Annotated in this window: 19 protein-coding genes; 9 read left to right on the top strand and 10 right to left on the bottom strand. The window is 66.6% G+C overall.

Annotated elements, in window-relative coordinates:
• Positions 1 to 119: 119 nt before the first annotated feature.
• On the top strand, positions 120 to 1,181 hold the full coding sequence (locus AC0GNO_RS08060; protein WP_472903635.1) for a histone deacetylase family protein: 1,062 nt from the start codon (positions 120 to 122) through the stop codon (positions 1,179 to 1,181).
• 7 nt (positions 1,182 to 1,188) lie between these two features.
• Here AC0GNO_RS08060 and AC0GNO_RS08055 read toward each other — a convergent pair whose 3' ends face one another.
• Both AC0GNO_RS08055 and AC0GNO_RS08050 read right to left on the bottom strand, forming a co-directional pair.
• On the bottom strand, positions 1,189 to 1,737 hold the full coding sequence (locus AC0GNO_RS08055) for a DUF3455 domain-containing protein (RefSeq protein ID WP_472903634.1): 549 nt from the start codon (positions 1,735 to 1,737) through the stop codon (positions 1,189 to 1,191).
• Positions 1,738 to 1,829: 92 nt separating this feature from the next.
• Positions 1,830 to 2,441, bottom strand: coding sequence for a ferritin-like domain-containing protein (locus tag AC0GNO_RS08050; protein ID WP_472903633.1), 612 nt, complete (start codon positions 2,439 to 2,441; stop codon positions 1,830 to 1,832).
• A 262-nt stretch (positions 2,442 to 2,703) separates the two neighbouring features.
• Between AC0GNO_RS08050 and AC0GNO_RS08045 the strand changes: the two genes are divergently transcribed.
• The 5 genes from AC0GNO_RS08045 (at position 2,704) to AC0GNO_RS08025 (ending at position 6,247) form a co-directional block, all read left to right on the top strand.
• The gene (locus tag AC0GNO_RS08045) at positions 2,704 to 3,657 is read left to right on the top strand and encodes a DUF3034 family protein (RefSeq protein WP_472903632.1); all 954 of its coding nucleotides are present in this window, start codon (positions 2,704 to 2,706) and stop codon (positions 3,655 to 3,657) included.
• A 34-nt stretch (positions 3,658 to 3,691) separates the two neighbouring features.
• Complete coding sequence (locus AC0GNO_RS08040; protein WP_472903631.1) at positions 3,692 to 4,174, top strand: group I truncated hemoglobin; 483 nt, start codon at positions 3,692 to 3,694, stop codon at positions 4,172 to 4,174.
• Positions 4,171 to 4,830 (top strand): cupredoxin domain-containing protein, encoded by a 660-nt coding sequence (locus AC0GNO_RS08035; protein ID WP_472903630.1) that lies wholly within the window; start codon positions 4,171 to 4,173, stop codon positions 4,828 to 4,830. The genes AC0GNO_RS08040 and AC0GNO_RS08035 overlap by 4 nt, the downstream gene beginning before the upstream one ends.
• Before the next feature lie 68 nt (positions 4,831 to 4,898).
• Positions 4,899 to 5,471, top strand: coding sequence for a sigma-70 family RNA polymerase sigma factor (locus tag AC0GNO_RS08030; RefSeq protein WP_472903629.1), 573 nt, complete (start codon positions 4,899 to 4,901; stop codon positions 5,469 to 5,471).
• Positions 5,468 to 6,247 (top strand): anti-sigma factor, encoded by a 780-nt coding sequence (locus AC0GNO_RS08025; protein WP_472887557.1) that lies wholly within the window; start codon positions 5,468 to 5,470, stop codon positions 6,245 to 6,247. Before AC0GNO_RS08030 ends, AC0GNO_RS08025 begins: the two co-directional genes overlap by 4 nt.
• A gap of 12 nt (positions 6,248 to 6,259) precedes the next feature.
• On the opposite strand, the gene queF is transcribed toward AC0GNO_RS08025, so the two are convergent.
• From queF to AC0GNO_RS07995, 6 genes are all read right to left on the bottom strand, one after another.
• Positions 6,260 to 7,105, bottom strand: a complete 846-nt coding sequence (gene queF, locus AC0GNO_RS08020; protein ID WP_472903628.1) for an NADPH-dependent 7-cyano-7-deazaguanine reductase QueF — start codon at positions 7,103 to 7,105, stop codon at positions 6,260 to 6,262.
• Positions 7,106 to 7,116: 11 nt separating this feature from the next.
• Positions 7,117 to 8,019: a 2OG-Fe(II) oxygenase gene (locus AC0GNO_RS08015; protein WP_472903627.1), complete on the bottom strand. Its 903-nt coding sequence runs from the start codon at positions 8,017 to 8,019 to the stop codon at positions 7,117 to 7,119.
• Positions 8,020 to 8,022: 3 nt separating this feature from the next.
• Positions 8,023 to 8,799, bottom strand: coding sequence for a peroxide stress protein YaaA (gene yaaA / locus AC0GNO_RS08010; protein WP_472903626.1), 777 nt, complete (start codon positions 8,797 to 8,799; stop codon positions 8,023 to 8,025).
• Between the two features lie 75 nt (positions 8,800 to 8,874).
• Positions 8,875 to 9,465: a DUF3501 family protein gene (locus tag AC0GNO_RS08005; RefSeq protein WP_472903625.1), complete on the bottom strand. Its 591-nt coding sequence runs from the start codon at positions 9,463 to 9,465 to the stop codon at positions 8,875 to 8,877.
• Between the two features lie 10 nt (positions 9,466 to 9,475).
• Complete coding sequence (locus AC0GNO_RS08000) at positions 9,476 to 10,825, bottom strand: (Fe-S)-binding protein (protein ID WP_472903624.1); 1,350 nt, start codon at positions 10,823 to 10,825, stop codon at positions 9,476 to 9,478.
• Between the two features lie 265 nt (positions 10,826 to 11,090).
• Positions 11,091 to 11,513, bottom strand: coding sequence for a rubrerythrin family protein (locus AC0GNO_RS07995; RefSeq protein ID WP_068176239.1), 423 nt, complete (start codon positions 11,511 to 11,513; stop codon positions 11,091 to 11,093).
• 308 nt (positions 11,514 to 11,821) lie between these two features.
• Here AC0GNO_RS07995 and AC0GNO_RS07990 point away from each other — a divergent pair, with 308 nt between their 5' ends.
• The 3 genes from AC0GNO_RS07990 to AC0GNO_RS07980 all read left to right on the top strand — a co-directional run bounded on the left by AC0GNO_RS07990 (position 11,822) and on the right by AC0GNO_RS07980 (position 16,802).
• Positions 11,822 to 13,558: an FAD-dependent monooxygenase gene (locus tag AC0GNO_RS07990; protein ID WP_472903623.1), complete on the top strand. Its 1,737-nt coding sequence runs from the start codon at positions 11,822 to 11,824 to the stop codon at positions 13,556 to 13,558.
• Entirely contained in the window at positions 13,555 to 13,755 is a 201-nt protein-coding gene (locus tag AC0GNO_RS07985; protein ID WP_472887564.1) for a DUF2783 domain-containing protein, read from the top strand. The genes AC0GNO_RS07990 and AC0GNO_RS07985 overlap by 4 nt, the downstream gene beginning before the upstream one ends.
• Positions 13,756 to 13,823: 68 nt before the next feature.
• The gene (locus tag AC0GNO_RS07980) at positions 13,824 to 16,802 is read left to right on the top strand and encodes a valine--tRNA ligase (protein WP_472903622.1); all 2,979 of its coding nucleotides are present in this window, start codon (positions 13,824 to 13,826) and stop codon (positions 16,800 to 16,802) included.
• 29 nt (positions 16,803 to 16,831) lie between these two features.
• Here the strand turns inward: AC0GNO_RS07980 and AC0GNO_RS07975 are convergent, their stop codons facing one another.
• The gene (locus AC0GNO_RS07975; protein WP_472903621.1) at positions 16,832 to 17,872 is read right to left on the bottom strand and encodes an NAD(P)-dependent oxidoreductase; all 1,041 of its coding nucleotides are present in this window, start codon (positions 17,870 to 17,872) and stop codon (positions 16,832 to 16,834) included.
• Between the two features lie 51 nt (positions 17,873 to 17,923).
• Complete coding sequence (locus AC0GNO_RS07970) at positions 17,924 to 18,151, bottom strand: sulfurtransferase TusA family protein (protein WP_472887567.1); 228 nt, start codon at positions 18,149 to 18,151, stop codon at positions 17,924 to 17,926.
• Between the last annotated feature and the right edge of the window lie 37 nt (positions 18,152 to 18,188).

Genomic DNA, 18,188 nt, shown 5'->3' with positions numbered 1-18,188 from the left:
CAAGGCGCGGGCCGTAAATCGCATCGTAGCGGGCTTCGCGGCGCACAACTGTTCGGTACCGTTCATGCCCCGGCGAAGTGGTGCCCGGCAACGACGAGCCCCATGCGACACTGCGCCGCATGAAAACCTTTCACAACCCCCACCACGCCCTGCACCAGGGACGCGAAGAGATGTTCCGCGGCCGGATGGTGCCGTGCCACGAGGTGCCGGCGCGGCTGGACTTCGTGTTGACGGAGCTGCAGCGCCGGTCGCTGGGGGCGCTGGAAACCCCCGAGGTGGCTGAAGTCGATCTGGACGCTGCCATCGCCCGCGTGCACGACGCGTGCTACACGCAGTTTCTGACCGGCGCCTGGGATGAGTGGGTGGCCATGGACCCGGCGAACGGATTGCGCGATGCCCTGCCCTCGGTCTGGCCGCTGGGGAACCAACACGCCTTCCGCACCGACGTGCTGCCGCAGAACTTCGCGGCGCGGCTGGGCCTGTTTTGTTTTGACTCGGGCTCACCGCTGATGGCGGGCACCTGGGCCGCGGCGCGCGGTGGCGCGGCCTGTGCGCTGGCGGCGGCGCGCGAGGTGCTGGGCGGTGCGCGCTCGGTGTTTGCGCTCACCCGCCCGCCGGGCCACCACGCAGGGCCGGACTTTCTGGGTGGCTACTGCTTCCTGAACAACGCGGCGATTGCGGCGCAGGCGCTGTGCGACGGCGGGAAGCAGCGTGTGGCGGTGCTGGACGTGGACTACCACCACGGCAATGGCACGCAGACCATCTTCTATGAGCGTGCGGACGTGCTGACGGTCTCGATCCACGGCGACCCGGTGACCGAGTACCCCTTTTTCCTGGGCCATGCGGACGAGCGCGGTGCGGGTGCGGGCGAGGGCTTCAACCTCAACCTGCCGCTGCCGCGCGGCACCAACTTCGCCACCTGGCGCGCGGCGCTCGGCCAGGCGCTGGACGCGGTGAACGCCTTCAACGCCGACGCGCTGGTGGTTCCCATGGGCCTGGACACCTTCGAAGGCGACCCGATCTCGGGCTTCACGCTGCGAAGCGCCGACTACTTCGCCGTGGGCGAGGCGCTGGCCAGTGCCGGCCTGCCCACGGTGTTCACCTTCGAGGGCGGCTACGCGGTGGACGCGGTGGGCACCAACGCGGTGAACCTGCTGGAAGGTTTCAACCGCGCGGTGTGAACCTGGCTCACGCGGCCTTCCAGAAGATGTAGTCGGCCTGGTAATTGACGATCTGCTGGCTGCCCATCTTGGCCGCATCGCAGGCCATGGCAGGAGCCACGCCGCCCTGCGTCTTCACGCGCTGGATGTAGGTCACGCCCTGCATGGCGCCCATGCCCATCGCCGGGTTGGCCTTCACCAGCTGCAGCGGGATGCTGCCGGCCGCAGCGGGCGCCACCGCCAGCTGGGTGGCGGTGAGTTGGGAGCCGTCCATGCTGGCCCAGGTGGCGGGCGGGCCGTGGTACTTGCCGACCTGTTGGCCGTTGCGGCTCATCAGTATGGCATCGGGGCCGACGAAGACCCACTCGAACTGGCCGGCCATGTCTTTCCTGGCGCGGCACTCGTACGTGATCTGGCCCACACCCACGGTTTCCATGGCGACCTTGTGACCGGCGGGCACCTGCACGGTGGCGGGCAGGCCGACCTGCGAATACGCCATGGCCGGTGCGCTCATCTTGGAGGCGCAAGCTGTGAGGGCAAGGGCTGCTGCGGCAGCCAGGGTGGTTTTGATGAACATGGAAAAACTCCTCGTTGCGGTTGAAAGAAGAACGGGTGTGACAGCGAAATAGCCGGGGCGGCCAACCGTCCCCGGCCCGAAAAACACGCGGATCAGGCGCCGAACGAGAACGCGCCCGGCGGCAACGTACGGCCGAGGGCGTTGTTCAGCACCGTGAAGTGCATGGTCTCGTCGGCGGCCAGGCGGGCGGCCACCTTGGCGAGTTCGCGGTCACCCAGCGCGGGAATGACGCTCAGGTAGGCGTTGGTCGCGCCCAGCTCCAGGCGGGCCGCGAGGTCGAGCACGTCGCCCTGGCTCTTCAGCGAAGCAGCGTTGAGCGCCTTGGCGTATTCCTCCAGCTTCATCTCGGCCACCGGCTTGCCGCCGAGCTTCTGGATGGTGGCGATGAGCGCGTCGCGGTGGGTCTTGTGGTGGCCCTGGAACTGCACCGCCACATCAAGCACCGGCTTCTGCAGCAGGCCGCTGCCGGCGCCGAGCTGGTAGGCGTTGATGGCTTCGTGCTCCAGGCCCAGCGCCACATTGAGGATGGACACGTCTTTGGACATGTCGCCCTTCATGCCGGCGGCCATGACGTCTTTGCCGGCGAGCAGGGCCACGGCGACGGCAGAGAGCGCGCCGCCGGTGCCCATGAAGGAGCGGCGTGACGGGGTGGCGGCGATCAGCGGGGTGGATGCGGTGAAAGCGGAAGAGGTGGAGCGTGACATGGTGGTGTTTCCTTGAGGTGGGGTGGGTTCGGTTGTCGTGGGGCCGGTGGCGTTGATCGGGTGGGACCAGCGCTGCCGACACCCCGGATACGCAGACGCCCCAACGGGTGGATTCAGAAACCCACAAATTTTTGAGGTGATTCACATCGCTGAATCCACACGGCGCCGGGTTGCGTAGTGGGTGGGCCAGCTGTGCAGACCCCGCGCTGGCATCGACACCCCACCAGCAAACACTTCACCCCAACACGCGATGAACCACCCCATGAATCACCTCACCGAGACCCGTCGCCCCCAGGCCACATCGACCACCCTGCTGGCACTGGCGGCCTCGGCCGCCCTGCTTGCCGCCACACCCGCCCAGGCCGACACCGGCAAGCTGCTGCTCACCGGCGGCGTGAGCACGGTGGAAGGCGCGGCCGGCGGCGGCATCAGCCCCTGGGCCGTGATCGGCAGCCAGGCCACCGAGGGCGAAAAAGGCGTGTCGGCCTACCTGAGCCGAGCCGAAACGAGGGACCACGGCCTGACCGCGGCGGGCGTGGCCGTGGGCTTCAACGACCGGTTGGAACTCTCCTTCGGCCATCAGGATTTCGACACCGGCATCACCGGCACGCTGCTCGGTCTGCCCGGCCTGCACCTGAAGCAGGACATCCTGGGCGCCAAGCTGCGCGTGGCCGGCGATGCCGTGCTCGACAGCGACTCGCTGATGCCGCAGATCGCCGTGGGCGTTCAGGCCAAGCGCCTGCGCTCCAGCGGGCTCGACGGCACGCTCGACGCGCTGGGCGCGAAACGCGATGGCGTGGACTTCTACGTGAGCGCGACCAAGCTCTTCCTCGCACAAGGCGTGGTGGTCAACGGCACGCTGCGCGCCACCCAGGCCAACCAGAACGGCCTGCTCGGTTTTGGCGCCCGGCTGGGCGGCGCGGACAACGGCTACGAGCTCATGCCCGAGCTCTCGGTCGCCTACCTGCTGAGCAAGAACGTGGCCGTGGGCTTCGAGTACCGCGCCATGCCCAACAAGCTGCAGCGCGCGGGCGCCGCCGCGGGCCTGGGCGACGGCCTGCGTGCCGACGACTGGAAAGACATTTTCATCGCCTGGGCGCCGAGCAAAAACGTCTCGCTCACCGCCGCCTACGTGGACCTGGGACGCATCGTGCCCGCCACCACCGGCAACAGGAAGCAGACCGGCGTCTACCTCTCGGCACAGATCGCCTTCTGAGCATTCCCCATCCCATCACCCCATGAAGACCGACATGAAACACCTCATCACCGCCACCGCCCTCACCCTGCTCGCCATGGGCAGCGGGCACGTCCTGGCCCAGAGCATGCCCGCTCCCCTGCAAGCCACGCCCGCCTCCGCCTACCCGGTGGCGCCCGCGCCCGGGCTGTACCAGGCTTTCGGCGAACAGGCCGGCATCCGCGCCCTGATGGACGACTTCGTGATCCGCCTGAAGGCCGATGCCCGCATCGGCGAGCAGTTCAAGGAAACGAAGCTCGACAACCTCGCCAAGCAGCTGACCGACCAGGTCTGCCAGCTCGCGGGTGGCCCCTGCGTCTACAAGGGCCCCGACATGAAAGAGGCCCATGCCGAGATGGACGTGACGCGCAGCCACTTCAACGCGCTGGTGGAGGTGCTGCAAGTGAGCATGGACGCGCGCGGCATCCCGTTCACCCGCCAGAACCAGTTGCTCGCGCTGCTCGCGCCGATGCACCGCGACGTGGTGAACACGCGATGAAGGCCGGGGCCTTGTCAGGCGCCGCGGCTGCCGCGATTGCGCTGCTCGCAGGCGCCGCCCAGGCGGCCACGGTGCAGATCACCCTGCTCGCGCGCGATGGCCAGCCGCTGGCCGACGCCGTGGTGCTGGTCGAGCCGGTCAACGGCACCAAGCCACCGGTGCCTGCGCCGGTGCAGGCGACGATCACCCAGCAGAAGATGCGGTTCGATCCGGCGCTGACCCTGGTGCCGGTGGGTTCGCGCGTGCGCTTCACCAACCTCGACGGCTGGGAACACCATGTGCGCGGCCTGCCCGCCGGGCTTGCCGGCCTCACCGCCGGACCGGGCGCGGGGTTTGAACTGCGGCTGGGCGGCAAGGCTGACGGCCTACCACCCGAAAGCGCCGAAGTGACGCTCGGCCAGGCGGGCCCGCTGCAGCTGGGTTGCCACATCCACGGCTCCATGCGCGGCTTCCTGTTCGTCACCGACTCGCCCTGGGCCGTCAAGACCGACGCCGCGGGTGTGGCCACGCTGCAGGGCGTGCCCGAAGGCGCGGCGCGCCTGCGCGTGTGGCACACCGACCAGCTGGTCGAAGCCGCGCCCACCGCGCTCAACGTGACGCCGCTCACCGCCCTGAGCGTGCCCACCCAGGTGTTGCCCCGCCGGCGGCGGCCATGATGATCGGCCTGGCCCCGTTCAAGACCCTGTGGTCCACGGCGGGTCGGGCGCTCCCGCACAATGCGCGCATGCGAGACCAACCCGACGACGAACTCATGGCGCTGATCGACCGCGTGGCCCGGCGCGACGAGCCCGCCCTGAAAGCGCTGTACGACCAGACCTCGGGCAAGCTCTACGGTCTCGCGATGCGGGTGGTGCGCAACAACGAGTGGGCCGAAGACGCACTGCAAGAGACCTTTCTGCAGATCTGGCGCACCGCGCCCGACTACCGCGCGTCGTTAAGCCCGCCAATGGCCTGGCTCGGCCTGATCGTGCGCAGCCGATCGCTGGACCTGCTGCGCCGCCGCAAGGCCGAGCGTGAACACCTGACCGATGAAATCGACGAGGCGATGGCCGACACGCTCGAAGGCAACTCCCCCAATCCCATGGACACCAGCCTCGCGAGCCAGCAGGCCTGGGCGCTGCACCAGTGCCTGGGGCGACTGGAGAACCGGCAACGCGAGGTGGTGAGCCTGGCCTACCTGCGCGACCTGAGCCACGGCGAGCTGGCGCAACAGCTCAAGCTGCCACTGGGCACGGTGAAAACCTGGATACGCCGCGGGCTGGACCACCTGCGCCAATGCATGGCGAGGTTTGCATGAACTTGCCCCAACACCCCGAACTGCTGGACCGTCTGGCCAGCGCCTACGCGCTGGGCACCTTGCGCGGTGGTGCGCGCCGCCGTTTTGAAGCGCTGGCGCGCGAACAGGCACCGGTGCGCGCGGCCGCGCTCATCTGGCAAAGCCGCGTGGCCAGCATGAACGAGCTGCAGGCCCCCGTCGAACCTTCGCCCGCGGTGTGGACGCGCATTGACAACCTCGTGCGAGCCGAGCGCGAACAGGCCGCCATGGCCGCCGCGCACGAAGCGAAAGCGCCACCCAAACCGGGCGGCTGGCTGCGCAGCCTGGCGTTGTGGCGCGGCACCACCGCGGCCGGCGCGCTGGCCACGGTGCTGGCGGTCGTCACGGCCGTGGGCCTGCGCGACGAGATGGGTGCGCAGATCGGTGAGCTGCAGGCCCAGCTGTCAGCGCAACCGCAGATCGAATACGTGGCCGTGCTCAATGACGAGCAGGCCAGCGCGTCCATGCTGGTGACCTTCGACCCGAAGAACGGCCGCCTCACGCTGCAGCGCGTGGGTGGCTACCAGGAAGCGGCCGACAAGTCCCTGCAGCTCTGGGCGCTGCCGCCCGGCGCGGCACCGCGTTCACTGGGCGTGCTGAGTCAGGAGAAGCTGCTGCAGCTGGCGGCCGACCAGCGCGACGTGCGCGAAGTGCCGGCGCTGGCAATCAGCCTGGAGCCCAAGGGCGGCGTGCCGAGCGAAACCGGTCCGACCGGGCCGGTGTTGTTCAAAGGCGCGCTGATCCAGAAGATGTTGTGAGCGCCGGCGGCCTCACTGCCGCGCGGTGCGCACGTTCGCTGGCGGCAGCTGTGGGTGGCTGCTGCGCCAGGGGTTGATGTCGAGTCCGCCGCGGCGCGTGTAGCGGGCGTAGACCATGAGCTTGGTGGGCTTGCAACGCGCCATGATGTCCGTGTAGATGCGCTCGACGCACTGCTCGTGGAACTCGTTGTGGTTGCGGAAACTCACGATGTACTGCAGCAGGCCGGCCTGGTGAATCTGCGGGCCGCTGTAGCGGATCTGCACGCTGCCCCAGTCGGGCTGACCGGTGACGAGGCAGTTGCTCTTCAGAAGATGGCTCACCAGGGTTTCTTCCACCGGCTTTTCATCCAGGGCGGCGCTCAGCAACTCGGGCGCAGGCTGGTAGTGGTCACATTCCACGTCGAGCCGGTCAATCGACAAACCTTCCAGCTCCTTGACCGGTTCACAGTCGAACAGCTCGGGCAGCAACAGGCGCACTCCGGCGCCGGCCTTGACGGGGCCGCCGCTCCAGATGGCCGCGCTCACGTCGCCGCGGATGCGTTCGCGCACCGCGTCGGCGCTCTCCATCCGGGTGTTGTTGAAGCTGTTGAGGTAGAGCTTGAACGACTTGCTCTCGACGATGTGCGTGCTCTCGCAAGGCACGGTGATGTGCGCCAGCGCCACCTGCGGCTTGCCGCGCGCATTCAACCAGCTCAGCTCGAACGCGGTCCACATGTCAGCGCCAAGAAACGGGATGCTGCCGGTGATACCGATCTCGCGGCGTTTCGCTTCGCGCGGCAAGGGGAACAGCAACGACGCGTCGTACTGGTCGATGTAGGCCGAGGCCTTGCCGAGCTGGGAATGTTCTGGGAGGTTCATGAAAGATCGGTTCAGATGAATTCGCGTTCGCGCAGCCACTTGGTCGCGACCCATTTTTCACCCTGCACCACGGGCGCGCCGCCATGCAGCGTGCGGGTGATCGGGCTGGGCTTGTCGTAGCTGAAGAACACGGCGTTGCCGCGTTGCGGCGCCACCTCGAGCCCCACGTCCGGGAAGATGGTGCCGCCGCCCTCGGCCGGCTCGTTGAGGTACATCACCAGCGTGGCGAGGCGCTGCCCGCCGCGCTGCAGGATCGTGGGCGTGCCCGGCTCGGCCGGGTCGAAGTAGTCGTAATGCGGTTTGTATTCGGCACCCACCGGGTAGTTGAGCACCTGCATGCCCTCGCCGTTTTCCAGCGGCCAGTTCACCAGGCGGGCGATGCGCGCCTCGATGCGGCGCAGCAGCTCGCTTTCACCGCGGGTGAAAAACATGCCGTTGCTGGTGCGGTCGGGGTTGAGTTCTTCACCCCCGGTCTGGGTCTGCACCGTGAGGGAGCGCGCCAGGCGCGGACGGGCCAAATCGATGAGCGCTTCGCACTCCTCGTCGCTCAACAGCCCGCCCAGCACCACCACCCGCGGCAGCGCCAGCGTCGCGAGCACACGGACCTGGCGGTCGCCGGCGTCCAGGCACAGCAGTGAGGGCGACAGGCTGATCTCGGGCAGGCGCGGCGCTGCTGTGGCGCTCTGGGAACGGGGCACGGCCGCTGGCGCCGCATCCCCGGCCCGGCCGCCCCCGCGTTGCCCCAGGTGTTCACGCAAGCTGTCTTCCAGCGCCGAGGCCGCCAGCTCCTTCTGCCAGCCCGCCTTCACCATGGCATCGAGCACCGATTCGGGCGAAAAACCGGCGACGGTCTGCTCCACGATCCAGCGGCGCAACTCGGGGGTGATGGTTTGCACCATGGTGTCGCCCGTCATGGGTCAGGGCTTCTGTTCGCGGCGGAACACCAGCCGGTCTGTGTCGGATGCGGCCGCCACAAACCGGTAGCCGTCCAGATCAAAGCCCTTGAGCTGCTCGGGCGTGGTCACGCGGTGCTTCACCGCGTAGCGCACCATCAGGCCACGCGCGCGCTTGGCGAAGAAACTGATGATCTGGAAGCCGTCGCCCTTGCGCTCTTCGAACACGCAGCTGACCACGCGCGGCTGCAGCACACGGCGGTCCACCGCCTTGAAATACTCTTCGCTGGCAAGGTTGATCACGACCGGGCTCTTGTCGGCGCGGGCGCGCTGGTTGAGGTAGTCGGCGATCTGGCTGCCCCAGAACTGGTACAGGTTCTTGCCCTTCGGCGTGACGAGGCGCGTGCCCATCTCCAGCCGGTAGGGTTGCATCCAGTCGAGCGGACGCAGCACGCCGTAGAGGCCACTGAGAATGCACAGGTGCTGCTGCAGCCAGTCGAGTTCGGCTTCGCCCAGGCTCTTTGCGTCGAGCCCGCCGTAGACATCGCCGTCAAACGCCAGCACCGCCTGCTTGGAATTCTTCGCGGTGAACCTCGGCACCCAGGCCTGGTAACGCGCGAAGTTCAGGCCCGAGAGCGGGTCCGACAGGCCCATGAGATCGGCGATCTGCTGCGGCGACTTGTCGCGCATCACGTCGATGAGCTCGGCCGCCTGTTTCACGAACAGCGGCTGGGTGTGGGTCGCAAGGTGGGCCGGCGTCTCGAAGTCGAGGGCCTTGGCGGGGGAGATGAGGAACAGCATGTTGTCGTGGACGCAGCGGGAGGAAACACAAAAAGGGCTTCCCGCAGGAAGCCCGATTATGACCAACGGGACCGGTTACTTCAGGTCGCCGGCCAGGCTGGCCAGCGTTTCCATGGGGATCTGGGTGTGGGCCGGGTAGTGGGTGTGGTCGCAGCCCAGTTTGACGGCGCCACCGGCCTTGACTGTGGCACACATGGCGGGCGTGAACTCGAAGCGCACGAAGTGCACGGCGCTGGTCTTTTCATCGTTCTCGCGGTCCAGGTCTTCGTCGGCGATGGCGTAGACACGGGCCTGACCGTCGACCTCGACAAACAGGCGGTCTTCCACGCCGATCAGGCGCGCCAGCTCGCGTTTGCGCTCGTTGGCGTCGGTGTACTCGATCATCACCGTGGCCTTCCAGTTGCTGCCGTCCGGCACCAGCGGTGCGTAGGCCTCGATCTCCTGCTGGATGCCCTCTTCTTCGAAGATCTTTTCGATGCGCAGCATTTCCTGGATCTGGTAGCGGATGGTCATCTCGCTCTCGAACTGCAGGTTGATGTGTTCGCCCAGCTGCACGCTGCGCAGCTTGCGGTGCGCGATGACCTCGGGCTTGTGCGCCTTGCGCCACTTGCTGTAGGCCTCCAGGCTCATGAGGCTGTCGGGGGTGATGTGTCCGGTGAGTTGCATCGGGTGTTCCTTATTTCAATCCGTAGGCTTTGGCCACCAGACTCAGCGGGTGCTGCAGCTCGGGCGCGCCCAGGCCATTGACTTCAAAACCCTGCGCGATGTGGTGGCCACCGAGCGGACAGTCGGAGCTGATGTAGTCGGGTTTGGCTCCGTCCTTCATGGTCGCCATGGCCTTGAACACCGGTTTGCCGATTTTCATGGCCTGCTGGTGGTAGGCCTTCTTCACGCCGAAGGTGCCCGCGTGGCCCGAGCAGCGTTCGATGGTGTTGAGCGTGGTGCCGGGGATCATCTTGAACATTTCTTCGGTCTTGCGGCCGATGTTCTGCACCCGGCCGTGGCAGGGGATCTGGTAGCTCACGTTGCCCAGCGGCTGCGGGAATTCGGTCTTCAGCAGGCCGTCGCGCTTGCGCGCCATGAGGTACTCGAACGGGTCCCACATGTGCTCCTTCACGAGCTGGGTGTCGGCGTCGTCCGGAAACATGAGCGGGATTTCCTGCTTGAACATCAGCGCACAGCTCGGCACCGCGGCGAGGATGGCGAAGCCGTCTTTCGCGTACTTCGCCAGCACCGGGATGTTGACCTCCTTGCTGGCCTGCACCGAGTCGAGGTCGCCCAGCTCCAGCTTGGGCATGCCGCAGCACTTTTCTTTCTCCACGATCACGTACGGAATGGCGTTGTGGTTCAGGATCTTCAGCAGGTCGAGGCCGATACCGGGTTCGTTGTAGTTGATATAACAGGTGGAAAAAATGGCCACCTTGCCCGGCGTCTTCTCGCCATTCACCACGTTGGACGACGTGGCCTCTGGTGTGCCGGAGCGGAATTTTTTCGTCGCCAGTTCGGGCAGCCAGGCGTCCTTGTCCACCCCGGCCACGCTTTCCATGACACTGCGCATGGCCTTGGTCTTGTTGACCGCGTTGGCCACCTGCACCACAACGGGAATGCCGGCGAACTGGCCGTGCACGTCGGTGGAGGCGAGAAAACGTTCGGCCAGCTTGACCTCGCCCTTCTTGAACTTGATGGCCTTGGCGCGCAGCATGGTGTGCGGGAAGTCCAGATTCCATTCGTGCGGCGGCGTGTACGGGCACTTGGTCATGTAGCAGAGGTCGCACATGTAGCACTGGTCGACCACCTTCCAGTAGTCGGGCTTGGCGACGCCGTCGACCTCCATGGTCGAACTCTCGTCGACCAGATCGAACAGCGTAGGAAACGCCCCGCAGAGGCTCACGCAGCGCCGGCAGCCATGGCAGATGTCGAAGATGCGTTCGAGCTCGACAAAACACTTTTCCTCGTCGTGGAAGTCGGGGCCCTTCCAGTCGAGTGCGTGCCGCGTCGGAGCCTGCAGGTTGCCTTCGGTTGCCATGTCTCATCTCCTCGTCTGTGCGGGTTTTTCTGGGGCTTTTGAAAAGACTCCACGGGTGCAGCCCTTTCAAAAGCGGCGTCCGGAGCACGCGCCCAGAACGCCGCCGCGGAACCGGCTCCGCCGGGCCGCCAGCGTGCCTGGCTGGCCGCGTCAGCGTCAAAGTCGCTGACTCTTCGTCCCGTCCAAGCCTGCGCAGGCAGGCTCGGAGCCGCGGTCCTCAGCCCCCTTGAAGGGGTCGCGCGCAGCGCGGCGGGGGTGGGTCCATTCAATCGACCAGCTCGTTCAGCGCCTTGGTGTAGCGGTTGGCGTGCGAGCGCTCGGCCTTGGCCAGGGTCTCGAACCAGTCGGCGATTTCGTCGAAACCTTCCTCGCGCGCGGTCTTGGCCATGCCCGGGTACATGTCGGTGTACTCGTGGGTTTCGCCAGCGACAGCCGATTCCAGGTTCTGGCGCGTGGGGCCGATGGGCAGGCCGGTGGCCGGATCGCCCGACTGCTCCAGGAACTCCAGGTGGCCGTGTGCGTGGCCGGTTTCCCCCTCCGCGGTCGAGCGGAACAGCGCGGCCACGTCGTTCTGGCCTTCCACGTCGGCCTTGTTTGCGAAGTACAGGTAACGGCGGTTGGCCTGCGATTCGCCAGCGAAGGCGTCTTTCAGGCACTGCTCGGTTTTCGAGCCTTTCAATGCGGCCATGGGGTATCTCCTTGTCGTGGTTGAAGAAACGCCCAACCAGGTGCCCACGCCGGAACACCCCGTTGAGACAGATGGCACCTTACGCCCGTTGGCAGACCTCGTCTAATTGTTCTGGCCTATGTGGCAAATTGTTTATGACTATCTCGTTGATAGTATTGATAACAACTCTCAACACCATCGACAGCCCAGCGGGAAACCCTCAAACTGGCATCGCGATTGCGCTGAGGGCTGTCAGCCGCGCCACTCAGGCCGCAGCCAGACGACTGTCCGCAGTGACAGCCCGCGAGCACCGATCCCGTGAGGAGACCATGAACAGCCACGTCGACACGTACCGGGAAACCGGACCCACAAACGGATACGAATTCAGCGGTGGCTCGGGCTACGACCTGCCCGAATACCCGTTTGAAGCGCCCCCCGAGTTGCAGGGCGACCCCCTGGTGCGCCACACCGTGGTCATCGTCGGCGGCGGCCTCACCGGGCTGACGCTGGCCTGCTCGCTGGCCCGCTACGGCGTGGCCTCGGTGTTGATCGACGAAGACAACACCGTGGGCGTCAAAGGCGCCTCTTCGCGCGGCATCTGCTACACGCAGAAATCGCTGGAAATCTTCGAACGCCTGGGCATTTACGAGCGGGTGGCTGCCAAGGGCGTGCAGTGGAGTGTGGGGCGAACCTTCGCGGGCGGGGATGAGGTCTTCAGCTTCGATCTGAAGCAGCAAGGCAATTTCCATCTCTCGCGCCAGCCACCGTTCATCAACATCCAGCAGTTCTATGTCGAAGGCTATCTGGTCGAGCGCATCCACGGGCTCGGCCATGTGGAGCTGCGCTGGCAGAACCGGCTGGTGGCCTTCGAGCAAAACGACACATGCGCCACGCTCACCGTGGACACACCGGCGGGCCGCTACCGCATGGAGGCCGAACACGTGATCGACGCCACGGGCGCGAACAGCCCGTTGCGTCAGTGGCTACAAGTGCCGTTTGACACCCGACGGGGCGATGACCGCTGGTGCATCGCCGACGTGCGCTTTTCCAGACATCCGCCGGTGGAGCGCCACACCTGGATCGAGGCGCCATTCAACGAAAACCGCGCGGTCTGGCAGCACCTGATGGCCGACGAGGTCTGGCGCATCGACTACCAGATGGCACCCGACAGCGACCCAGAAGCCGTGAGCCGTGAACCAGCGGTGCGCGAACGGCTGGCGCGCCATTTCGGTGCCGATGTGGAGGTGGACATCGTCTGGGTCGGCCCCTACACCTACCGCAGCGAGTGCGTGCACGCCATGCGCCACGGGCGGGTGTTCCTGATCGGCGATGCGGCCAAGGTCATGAGCCCGTTTGGTGCACGCGGGGGCAACTCCGGCGTGGCGGACGCCGACAACCTGGCCTGGAAACTCGCGGCCGTACTCAAGGGCCAGGCAGACGCTTCCCTGCTGGCGAGCTACAACGAGGAACGCATCGAGGCCGCGCAGCAAAACGTGTGCGTGACCAACCGCACCGCACGGTTTCTGCGCCCGGCCGCCGGCATCGAGCGGCTGTTCCGCCAGGCCACCATCGGGCTGGCCAGGCAGTACCCGTTTGCGCGCAGCCTGATCAACACCGGGCGCATGGCGGTGGCCAACCCCTACAGCCGCTCCAGCGCGTGCACCTACCGGGCTGGCGGCGGCGCGGGGCTGTCGGTGCAGAACGTGCGTTTCGCCTGGGCCGACGGTACCCGAGGCTGCGTCAACGAGCTGCTTGACTGGGCCGCGGGCGGCCTGCTGGTGCTGGTGTTTGGCGATCTGTCGGCCGCGGCCCTGCAGCGTTTGCGGCGGCTGTGTCTGGATGCGCCGGTGCGCAGCGTGCAGGTGCTCGGGCCCGACGCCACGCCGCAGGCGCTGGAGCATATCCGCGACCACCAGGGCCACCTGCAGGGCGCCTGCCATGTCTTTGGCCACGCCTGGGCGCTGCTGCGTCCCGACGGCTACCTGGCCGCCACCGGCGAGTCGGTCGACGCCCAACTGGTGTCGGCCATCGAACGTTGCCTCGGACTGCGCGGAGATCAACCATGAAACTCGCCCTCCACTTCCAGGACGCTGACGCCTTTTACGAACAGCTGCTCGATGCCCATGCAGGCCTGAGCCGCGAAGACAGCGAACTGCTCAATGCCCGGCTGATCCTGCTGCTGGCCAACCAGGTGGGCGACTCTCGGGTGCTGCAAGAATGCATCGAAGCGGCCCGCGAGATACCCACCCCCGCCGCGGAATAAAATCAGGCCATTCCCGAGTTCACCCTGTCGGCGCCCTGCGGGGCGCCGATCCACTTCTGCGCCCACCCATGTCCGACACCCTGCACCAACCCGGCCTGCAATCGCTCTCCAAATCGTTCGAGCCCGCCGCGCTCGAAGCCCACTGGGGACCCGAGTGGGAGCAGCGTGGCTACGGCGTGGCTGGCTTCCGCGGCACGGGCGCGCCCAAGGAAGGCGCGCCGTCCTTCGCCATCCAGCTGCCGCCGCCCAACGTGACCGGCACGCTGCACATGGGCCATGCGTTCAACCAGACCATCATGGACAGCCTCACGCGCTACCACCGCATGAGCGGCGCCAACACGGTCTGGGTGCCGGGCACCGACCACGCGGGCATCGCCACGCAGATCGTGGTGGAGCGCCAGTTGCAGGAAAAAGGCATCAGCCGCCACGACATGGGCCCCACGCCCGCCGAGGCGCGCAAGAACTTTGTCGCCAAGGTCTGGGAATGGAAGGAAGAAAGCGGCAACACCATCACCACGCAGATGCGCCGCATGGGCGATTCCGTGGACTGGAGCCGCGAGTACTTCACCATGGACGAGAAGCTGAGCAAGGTCGTCACCGACACCTTCGTGAAGCTCTACCAGCAGGGCCTGATCTACCGCGGCAAGCGCCTGGTGAACTGGGACCCGGTGCTGATGTCGGCCGTGTCCGACCTGGAGGTGGAAAGCGAAGAGGAAGACGGTTTCCTCTGGCACATCGCCTACCCGCTGGTGAATGGCTCGGGTCACCTCACGGTGGCGACCACCCGCCCTGAAACCCTGCTGGGTGACGTGGCGGTGATGGTGCATCCGGAAGACGAGCGCTACAGCGCGCTGATCGGCCAGTACGTGAAGCTGCCGCTGTGCGAGCGCGAGATCCCGGTGATCGCCGATGCCTACGTGGACCGCGAATTCGGCACCGGCGTGGTCAAGGTCACGCCCGCCCACGACGCCAACGACTACGCCGTCGGCCAGCGCCACCAGTTGCCCATCATCGGCGTGCTGGCGCTCAACGCCACCATCAACGACAACGCGCCCGAAAAATACCGCGGCCTGGACCGTTTCGTCGCCCGCAAACAGGTCGTGGCCGACCTCGAAGCCGCCGGCCTGCTGGTCGAGACCAAGAAGCACAAGCTCATGGTGCCGCGCTGCGCCCGCACCGGCCAGGTGATCGAACCCATGCTGACGGACCAGTGGTTCGTCGCCATGACCTCTAAGGGCAATGAACACAACACCAGCGGCACCTCGATCGCCGACAAGGCCATCGCCGCCGTGCAGTCGGGCGAGGTGAAGTTCGTGCCCGAGAACTGGGTCAACACCTACAACCAGTGGATGAACAACATCCAGGACTGGTGCATCTCCCGCCAGCTCTGGTGGGGCCACCAGATCCCGGCCTGGTACGACGAGCAGGGCCAGGTCTACGTGGCGCGTTGTCTGGAAGAAGCACAGGCCCAGGCCGGCGCGGGCAAGATCCTCACGCGCGACGAAGACGTGCTCGACACCTGGTATTCATCGGCCCTGGTTCCTTTCTCCACCATGGGCTGGCCCGACGCTGTAGCCCCCACGCTCGGCGCTGGCGCGTCCTCGCTGCCCCCCGAGGGGGCTGCTGCGCCTTGGGGCGGCCCGGCGGCGCAGCGGGCGCCCTCCGCCACCGACGACTACAACCTGTATTTGCCCAGCACCGTGCTGGTGACGGGCTACGACATCATCTTCTTCTGGGTCGCCCGGATGATCATGATGACGACGCACTTCACCGGCCGCGTGCCGTTCAAGCACGTCTACATCCACGGCCTGGTGCGCGACGCGCAGGGCCAGAAGATGAGCAAGTCCGAGGGCAACGTGCTCGACCCGGTGGACCTGATCGACGGCATCTCGCTGGCTCCCCTGCTGGACAAGCGCACCACCGGCCTGCGCAAGCCCGAGACCGCGCCCAAGGTGCGCAAGCAGACCGAAAAGGAATTCCCCGAGGGCATCCCGGCCTACGGCGCCGACGCGCTGCGCTTCACCTTCGCCGCACTGGCGTCGCTGGGCCGCAGCATCAACTTCGACAGCAAGCGCTGCGAGGGCTACCGCAACTTCTGCAACAAGCTCTGGAACGCCACGCGCTTCACGCTGATGAACTGCGAAGGCCAGGACTGCGGCCTCAAGGACCACGGTGCGGCCGAGTGCCTGCCCGGCGGTTACCTGGAGTTCAGCCCCGCCGACCGCTGGATCGTCTCCAAGCTGCAGCGTGTGGAAGCCGAGGTGGCCCAGGGTTTCGCAGAATACCGGCTGGACAACGTGGCCAACACGATCTACCAGTTCGTCTGGGACGAATTCTGCGACTGGTACCTGGAAATCGCCAAGGTGCAGATCAACACCGGCAACGAAGCGCAGCAGCGCGCCACCCGCCGCACGCTGATCCGCACGCTGGAGACCATCCTGCGCCTGGCCCATCCGGTCATCCCGTTCATCACCGAGGAACTCTGGCAGAAGGTCGCGCCTGTCGCGGGCCGCGCGGGCGAGTCGGTGAGCGTGGCGGCCTACCCCGTCAGCCAGCCCGAGCGCATCGATCCAACCGCCGAAGCGGCTGTGGCCAAGCTCAAGGGCCTGGTGGACGCCTGCCGCACGCTGCGCGGCGAGATGAACGTCTCGCCCGCCACCCGCCTGCCGCTCTACGTGCTGGGCGACACGGCCTTCATGCAAGCCAATGCCGCCGTGCTGCAGGGCCTGGCCAAGCTGAGCGAGGTGAAGGTTTTCACCGACGAGGCAGCCTGGGCCGCCGCCGCGCAGGCCGCTCCCGTGGCCGTGGTGGGCGAGGCGCGTCTGTGCCTGTTCATGGAGATCGACGTGTCCGCCGAAAAAGTGCGCCTGTCCAAGGAAGCCACGCGCCTCGAAAACGAGGTCACGAAGGCCAACAGCAAGCTGGGCAACGAGGCCTTCGTGGCCAAGGCACCGCCGGCGGTGATCGATCAGGAAAAGAAGCGTGTAGCCGACTTCACGGCCACGCTGGCCAAGGTGCGCGAGCAACTGGCGCGACTGGGCAACTGACCCCGCCACCGCGCGGACCTGAACCGCGTTCAGGGCCGGTGGTGGACCGCCAGCGACTCCCACTGCGACGGCGAAACCGCCTGCGGGTCTTCCAGGTCGGACGGGTGGTTCAGGCTGTCGAGTTCGGAGAATTCGCTCTGTTTTGTCGCGGCTGTCGCAGGCGACAGCGTCTCGTGGATGCGGTGAGCGACGTACCAGCTGGCACGCAGCTTGGCTTCGCGGGTATGAGAACCCAGGCGCGGCGTCAGGTGCAGGTTGGGCACGTTGTACAGCGGCGTGCCTTCGGCCGCAAAAGCCGGATTGGCGCCGTCGAGCAGACAGGCGTCGATGCGGCCATCGGTCAGGGCCAGGGCCAGGGCCTCCGGGTCGAACAGCGAGCTGCGGCTCACACCGACCCACAGCTGGCCAGGCTTGCAGTGGTTGAGCAGCCGCTCGTTGATCCAGCCCCGGAAGCGGGAGGCATAAACCACCTGGAGCGATACCGCGTCGGAACGCGCCAGCAGATCGTTGAGCGGAACCGGCTCCACACCGAGCTTGGCCCAGATGGGCGCGGCATGGTGCACGGCCGGGTCGTAGCCCAGCAGGCGCACGCCCAGGCCCTTGAGCATGGGCGCGAGCGTGTGAGCCACCGGGGCCAGCCCGAGCACACCCACGGTGCTGCCCGCCAGCTCCCGCCCCATGCGCACCTGCGCCATCTGGCGACCGAGCAACGCACTGATCATGCCCCGGCGGTACAGCATGAGCAGGCCATACAGCAGGTACTCGGCGTTGGAGCGCACCGTGGCGCTGCGCGCCTGCACCACGCGCACGTGGCGCCGGGCGCAGGCCTCCAGATCGGTGTTGTCGCTGGATATCTGCATGCGAGCCACCAGCTGCAACTTGGGTGAAAAGTCCAGGAATTCCTGCGACACCACCACATGGGGTGGCAGGACGATGGCGCGCGTCTTGTAGGCGGTGTTGCGCAGCGCGACCGGGTCGTCGGCCAGATCCGGACGGAAGGCCACCTCGTAGCGCTCGCGCAACCAGCTCAGGGCCTCGGGGACCAGTGGGTCGATCAGCAGGACTTCCATGGAAACAACGTATCGGGTTGTTGCGGCTCAGGGCAACAACCGTTCACGCCCTCAACGGCGTTTGAGCAGCGTGAAATGCTCGGTGCCCACCGTCTGCTGTTCCACGAGTTCGTTGCCCGTCTGCTTGGCAAAGGCCTGGAAATCACGCACCGACCCGGCATCGGTAGACACCACGCGAAGGATCTGTCCGCTGGTCATGTCAGCCAGGGCTTTCTTGGCTTTCAGGATGGGCAGGGGGCAGTTCAAGCCGCGGGCATCAAGTTCTTTGTCGGCGTTCATGGAGGGATTCCTGTGGTTGAACGATTCTATGTCAAGC

It is taken from the genome of Hydrogenophaga sp. L310, from assembly GCF_055703065.1.
This window is presented reverse-complemented; position numbering and strand designations above follow the sequence as displayed.

Excerpts from the sequence above, each read along its gene's own strand:
- AC0GNO_RS08060 (WP_472903635.1), top strand. The coding sequence starts at position 120 with ATGAAAACCTTTCACAACCCCCACCACGCCCTGCACCAGGGACGCGAA.
- AC0GNO_RS08055 (WP_472903634.1), bottom strand. The coding sequence starts at position 1,737 with ATGTTCATCAAAACCACCCTGGCTGCCGCAGCAGCCCTTGCCCTCACA.
- AC0GNO_RS08050 (WP_472903633.1), bottom strand. The coding sequence starts at position 2,441 with ATGTCACGCTCCACCTCTTCCGCTTTCACCGCATCCACCCCGCTGATC.
- AC0GNO_RS08045 (WP_472903632.1), top strand. The coding sequence starts at position 2,704 with ATGAATCACCTCACCGAGACCCGTCGCCCCCAGGCCACATCGACCACC.
- AC0GNO_RS08040 (WP_472903631.1), top strand. The coding sequence starts at position 3,692 with ATGAAACACCTCATCACCGCCACCGCCCTCACCCTGCTCGCCATGGGC.
- AC0GNO_RS08035 (WP_472903630.1), top strand. The coding sequence starts at position 4,171 with ATGAAGGCCGGGGCCTTGTCAGGCGCCGCGGCTGCCGCGATTGCGCTG.
- AC0GNO_RS08030 (WP_472903629.1), top strand. The coding sequence starts at position 4,899 with ATGCGAGACCAACCCGACGACGAACTCATGGCGCTGATCGACCGCGTG.
- AC0GNO_RS08025 (WP_472887557.1), top strand. The coding sequence starts at position 5,468 with ATGAACTTGCCCCAACACCCCGAACTGCTGGACCGTCTGGCCAGCGCC.
- queF (WP_472903628.1), bottom strand. The coding sequence starts at position 7,105 with ATGAACCTCCCAGAACATTCCCAGCTCGGCAAGGCCTCGGCCTACATC.
- AC0GNO_RS08015 (WP_472903627.1), bottom strand. The coding sequence starts at position 8,019 with ATGACGGGCGACACCATGGTGCAAACCATCACCCCCGAGTTGCGCCGC.
- yaaA (WP_472903626.1), bottom strand. The coding sequence starts at position 8,799 with ATGCTGTTCCTCATCTCCCCCGCCAAGGCCCTCGACTTCGAGACGCCG.
- AC0GNO_RS08005 (WP_472903625.1), bottom strand. The coding sequence starts at position 9,465 with ATGCAACTCACCGGACACATCACCCCCGACAGCCTCATGAGCCTGGAG.
- AC0GNO_RS08000 (WP_472903624.1), bottom strand. The coding sequence starts at position 10,825 with ATGGCAACCGAAGGCAACCTGCAGGCTCCGACGCGGCACGCACTCGAC.
- AC0GNO_RS07995 (WP_068176239.1), bottom strand. The coding sequence starts at position 11,513 with ATGGCCGCATTGAAAGGCTCGAAAACCGAGCAGTGCCTGAAAGACGCC.
- AC0GNO_RS07990 (WP_472903623.1), top strand. The coding sequence starts at position 11,822 with ATGAACAGCCACGTCGACACGTACCGGGAAACCGGACCCACAAACGGA.
- AC0GNO_RS07985 (WP_472887564.1), top strand. The coding sequence starts at position 13,555 with ATGAAACTCGCCCTCCACTTCCAGGACGCTGACGCCTTTTACGAACAG.
- AC0GNO_RS07980 (WP_472903622.1), top strand. The coding sequence starts at position 13,824 with ATGTCCGACACCCTGCACCAACCCGGCCTGCAATCGCTCTCCAAATCG.
- AC0GNO_RS07975 (WP_472903621.1), bottom strand. The coding sequence starts at position 17,872 with ATGGAAGTCCTGCTGATCGACCCACTGGTCCCCGAGGCCCTGAGCTGG.
- AC0GNO_RS07970 (WP_472887567.1), bottom strand. The coding sequence starts at position 18,151 with ATGAACGCCGACAAAGAACTTGATGCCCGCGGCTTGAACTGCCCCCTG.